The 4,085-nt window shown below is 69.2% G+C and carries 2 protein-coding genes and 1 pseudogene; 2 read left to right on the forward strand and 1 reads right to left on the reverse strand.

Annotated features, from left to right (window positions below; all coding sequences use genetic code 11):
- Positions 1-29 precede the first annotated feature (29 nt).
- Both AYO52_RS14285 and AYO52_RS14290 read left to right on the forward strand, forming a co-directional pair.
- Positions 30-974 (forward strand): annotated as a pseudogene (locus tag AYO52_RS14285) (flavin monoamine oxidase family protein); the annotation flags it as partial.
- 65 nt (positions 975-1,039) lie between these two features.
- Positions 1,040-2,629 (forward strand): IS1182 family transposase, encoded by a 1,590-nt coding sequence (locus AYO52_RS14290; RefSeq protein WP_063971954.1) that lies wholly within the window; start codon positions 1,040-1,042, stop codon positions 2,627-2,629.
- Positions 2,630-3,016: 387 nt separating this feature from the next.
- Here AYO52_RS14290 and AYO52_RS14300 read toward each other — a convergent pair.
- The coding region (locus AYO52_RS14300; RefSeq protein WP_067718737.1) for a family 1 glycosylhydrolase at positions 3,017-4,085 on the reverse strand (1,069 nt) is incomplete at its 5' end.

Genomic DNA, 4,085 nt, shown 5'->3' on the forward strand with positions numbered 1-4,085 from the left:
CGAACTAACGGAGATGCCCACTAGACAGTCAGACGTTCGAGACCTGGCTCCGGCGCGCTGCTCGGACCCGCCGCGGTCGGGCCTACTTCCGTTCGGTCACCGAGGCCGTGTTCGCGGCCGGCCCCGAAGACCTCTCCGCGCTGTGGGCGGGGTTCTACATCGGCGCCGCCGGTGGGCTCGACGCCCTGATCGACACCGCCGGCGGTGCCCAGCAGGACCGGGTCGTGGGCGGGGCGCAGGCCATCGCACTGGCGGTCGCTCGCGAACTCGGCGAGCGGGTGGTCCTGGACAGCCCGGTCATCGGGATCGAGTGGAGCGACGCGGGAGCCCACGTACGCAGCCACCGCGGCGTGGTCAGCGCCCGCCACGTGGTGATCGCGGTCCCCCCGCCGCTGGCCTCGAGGATCAGCTACTCCCCCGGCGTGCCCGGCGATCGGGATCAGTTGGTCCAGCGCATGCCGATGGGCCGGGTCATCAAGATCAATGTGGTCTACCCGGAGCCGTTCTGGCGCACCGACGGCTGGAGCGGCCAGGCCAACAGCACGTCGCGACCGCTGGGCACCGTCTTCGACAACACCCCTCACGAGGGCGGGCCCGGGGTCCTGGTCGGATTCCTCGAGGGCCGCCACGCGGATGCCGGCGCGCGGATGACTGCCGAGGACCGCCACGCACTGGTGCTCGAGGACCTGGCCGGCTACTACGGACCTCGCGCCCGAGACCCTCTCGCCGTCATCGACCACGACTGGGCCGGGGAGGAGTACAGCCGCGGCTGCTACGGAGCGTTCGCCACGCCCGGTACCCTGACCCGCTTCGGCGAGAACCTCCGCCGCCCCGTCGGTCCACTGCACTGGGCCGGGACGGAGACCGCCACCGAGTGGGCCGGATACATGGACGGTGCGGTCGAGTCGGGGCAGCGGGTGGCTGCCGAGATCGCTCGCCCCGACCGGCAAGGACCCGTGCGTGCGGAGCCCTAGGAGACTGCTGAACAAAGTGCGTGTCCGGCCCGCGGAGTTGGGGTGGCCCTGAAATGATGTGGGTCATGCAGGGTGAGTCGGATCGGCAGCGTGAGTTGCTGGATGTGGAGTCGGTGGCGGGGCATCTGCTCGAGGAGGGCAGCGTGTTCGCGTTGCTCGCCGAGCACCGTGACCGGCTGTTCCCGGACGAGTTGTTCGCCGACCTGTTTCCCTCGGGCCGGGGCCGACCGTCGATCCCGGGTGAGGTGATCGCCTCGGTCATCGTGCTCCAGGCACTGTTCGGGCACTCCGACCGGGAGGCAGTCGACGCGCTGACGTTCGACCTGCGGTGGAAGGCCGCCTGCGGGTATCCGGTCGATGCGAAGGGTTTCAACTCGTCGACGTTGACCTATTGGCGACGCCGCCTGGCGGCCAGTGACCGACCGCAGCGGATCTTCGAGGTGGTGCGTCAGGTCATCGCCGAGACCGGTGCGGTCAAGGCCAAGACCCGCCGGGCGCTGGATTCGACGGTCCTGGATGATGCGGTGGCCCGCCAAGACACGATCACCCAGCTGATCGCCCAGATCCGCCGGGTCGGCCGCGAGGTGCCCGGGGCCAAGGAGCTGATCGCCTCCGAGTGCACCCGGCTGGCGGCGACGTGCGGGCACGACTACTCCGAGGCCGGTAAGCCGCGCATTGCCTGGGATGACCAGGGCGCCCGTGATGAGTTGGTCTCCGCGCTGGTGGCCGATGCTCTGGCATTGCTTGGGGCTCTGGATGTTGAGGCGATCACCGCCGCCGGCGGCAAGCCGGCCGAAGCGGTCGCCCTGTTGGCGCTGGTGGCCGGGCAGGACGTCGAGCCGGCTGAGGATTCAGACGGCACCGACGGGCGGTGGCGCATCGCCCGCCGCACCGCGCCGGATCGGGTGATCTCCACCGTGGACCCCGATGCCCGCCACGCCCACAAGACCCGCCAGCGCCGCCAGGACGGGTTCAAGGCCCACATCGTGGTCGAGCCCGACACCGGCCTGACCACCATGTGCTCCCTGACCAAGCCCAACGGTCCGACCAACTCCGATGCCGCTGTCGGTGCGGCACTAGTCACTGCCGATCCCACCATCGGCGTCGGCGAGCCGGTCGAGGTGCTCGGCGATTCCGCCTATGCCAGCGGCGACATGCTGCACACCCTGGCGGGCAAGCAGTGGCTGCCCCTGGTCAAGCCGTGGCCGCTGCGGCCCGCGGTCGAGGGCGGGTTCACCCTGGATGACTTCACCTTCGACGCCGTGGCGGGCACCCTGACCTGCCCCGCCAAATTCACCCGTGGCCTGTCTGCCAAGGGCAATGCCACCTTCGGGGCGGCGTGTCGTGGCTGCCCGCTGCGTCAGCGGTGCACCACCTCGACCGCGGGGCGCAAAGTCGTGCTCGGCGAGCACCACCTGCTGCAACGCCAGCACCGCCAGCGCGCCGGCGATGAGGACTTCCAGACCGTCTACCGCCAGCACCGACCGATGGTGGAACGCTCGATCGCCTGGCTGACCCGAGGTGCCCGCCGCGTGCCGTACCGCGGGGTCGAGAAGAACAACAACTGGCTCCACCACCGCGTTGCCGCCCTGAACCTGCGCCGACTCCTCGCGATGGGACTGACGAGCCAGAACGGAACCTGGGCCCTGGCCTGACCAGCGGGCCGGGGCCAGGCATTCCCGCCCCAGCACAGGCTCGAACAACCCGCGGTGGGCGCCACGAACCTCTCGCCCCTCTCGCCGAACCCAGAGATCTCCAACCCCGCACTTCGCGCGAGGGCCAACCGGCCCTCACGCACACCGGCCGTGCCAGGATCGCAGCTTGTTCAGCAGTCTCCTAGCTGGGGATACCGAACCGGGAGGCCAGGTACGGGATCAGGCCCATGCACTCCGGTGTGAGAGCGAGGCACGCGGGCTCATCCGGCCCGGGGCCGAACAGAAAACGCAGCGGATTCTCGATCGAGCCGGCGGGAAACATCTCATCGGTCCTCTCGTCGTGGGCGGGCGGGTCCTGACAGATAGTCGGCTGCAATGGCAACCCTGCTACCACCTTGCCAGCGTCGTCAACGGCCCTTCCACCGTCACGGGATCAGCACAGCTGTCCGGGATCGTGGCCAGCGAACACCACGCAGACGGCAGCACCGGACGGTATCCGTCGGGCACTCCCCCGCCCGCGATGATGTCCCGGTAGGCGTCGACGCCCGACGTGGGTTGGCGTGTCAGGGTCGGGTCGGTGAGCACGTCCACCCGGTACAACCCGAAGCGGGCGGAGTAGTCGCCCCATTCGTAGTTGTCGACCAGTGACCAGTGGTTGTAGCCGATCACGGGGTAGCCGTCCGCCACGGCCCGCTGCAGCCAGAAGACCGTGTCGCGCAGGAAGTCGCCCCGCTCGATCCCGTCGGCGCGACCACCGTTGAGAGTCGGAATCCCGTTCTCGACGATGTAGATCGGCTTGCCCGGGTAGGCCTGCGCGTAGTGCGTGACCGCCTCGTAGATGCCCTCCGGCTGTGGCCGCACGGCCGCGAAGTCGTCCCACGCGGCGTTGATGGCGGTGAGGTTGTTCAGCGCGACGCCGTAGTAGTAGTCGATGCCGACGTAGTCCACGACGTCGGCCACCCTGTCCCCGATCAGCGTGTCGGTGAACTCGGTGGCCATGGGTAGATAGGCCTCGTTCATGGTGACCATCGCGGCCGGGTCGGCCCGGTGGGCGGCAGCGTAGCCGAGCCGGTGGGCGGCCTCGATGGTGTCGAGGAAGCGGGAGAAGTCGGTGAAGGCGACCCGGCCGATGGTCATCTCGTGTTTGAAGAACACCAGCGGCTCGTTGAACGTCACCCACATGGTGCCGGCGCCGGCCCACCGGTCGGTGATGAGGTCGGCGAAGCGGCCGAACGATTCCACCGCGTTGTCCGCGAGCATCCCGCCCCGGTCGGCCAGCCACCCGGGGTAGACGAAGTGCACCATCGTGATCATGGGGGTCATGCCATGTCGGCGGACCGTGTCGATGATCCGGTCGTAGTGTCTGAGGGCCTCGTCGTCGTACTCCCCCGGCGCGGGCTCGATCCGCGCCCACTCCACGCTCAGCCGGAAGGAGCCTGTCAAGATAATTGTGTGA

Origin of the sequence: Dietzia sp. 111N12-1, assembly GCF_001658045.1 — a bacterium.
In the GTDB taxonomy this organism is placed as follows: Bacteria; Actinomycetota; Actinomycetes; order Mycobacteriales; family Mycobacteriaceae; genus Dietzia; species Dietzia kunjamensis.

What these genes read in the sequence shown, in the direction of transcription:
- AYO52_RS14290 (WP_063971954.1), top strand. Translation starts at nt 1,040, where the DNA reads ATGCAGGGTGAGTCGGATCGGCAGCGTGAGTTGCTGGATGTGGAGTCG.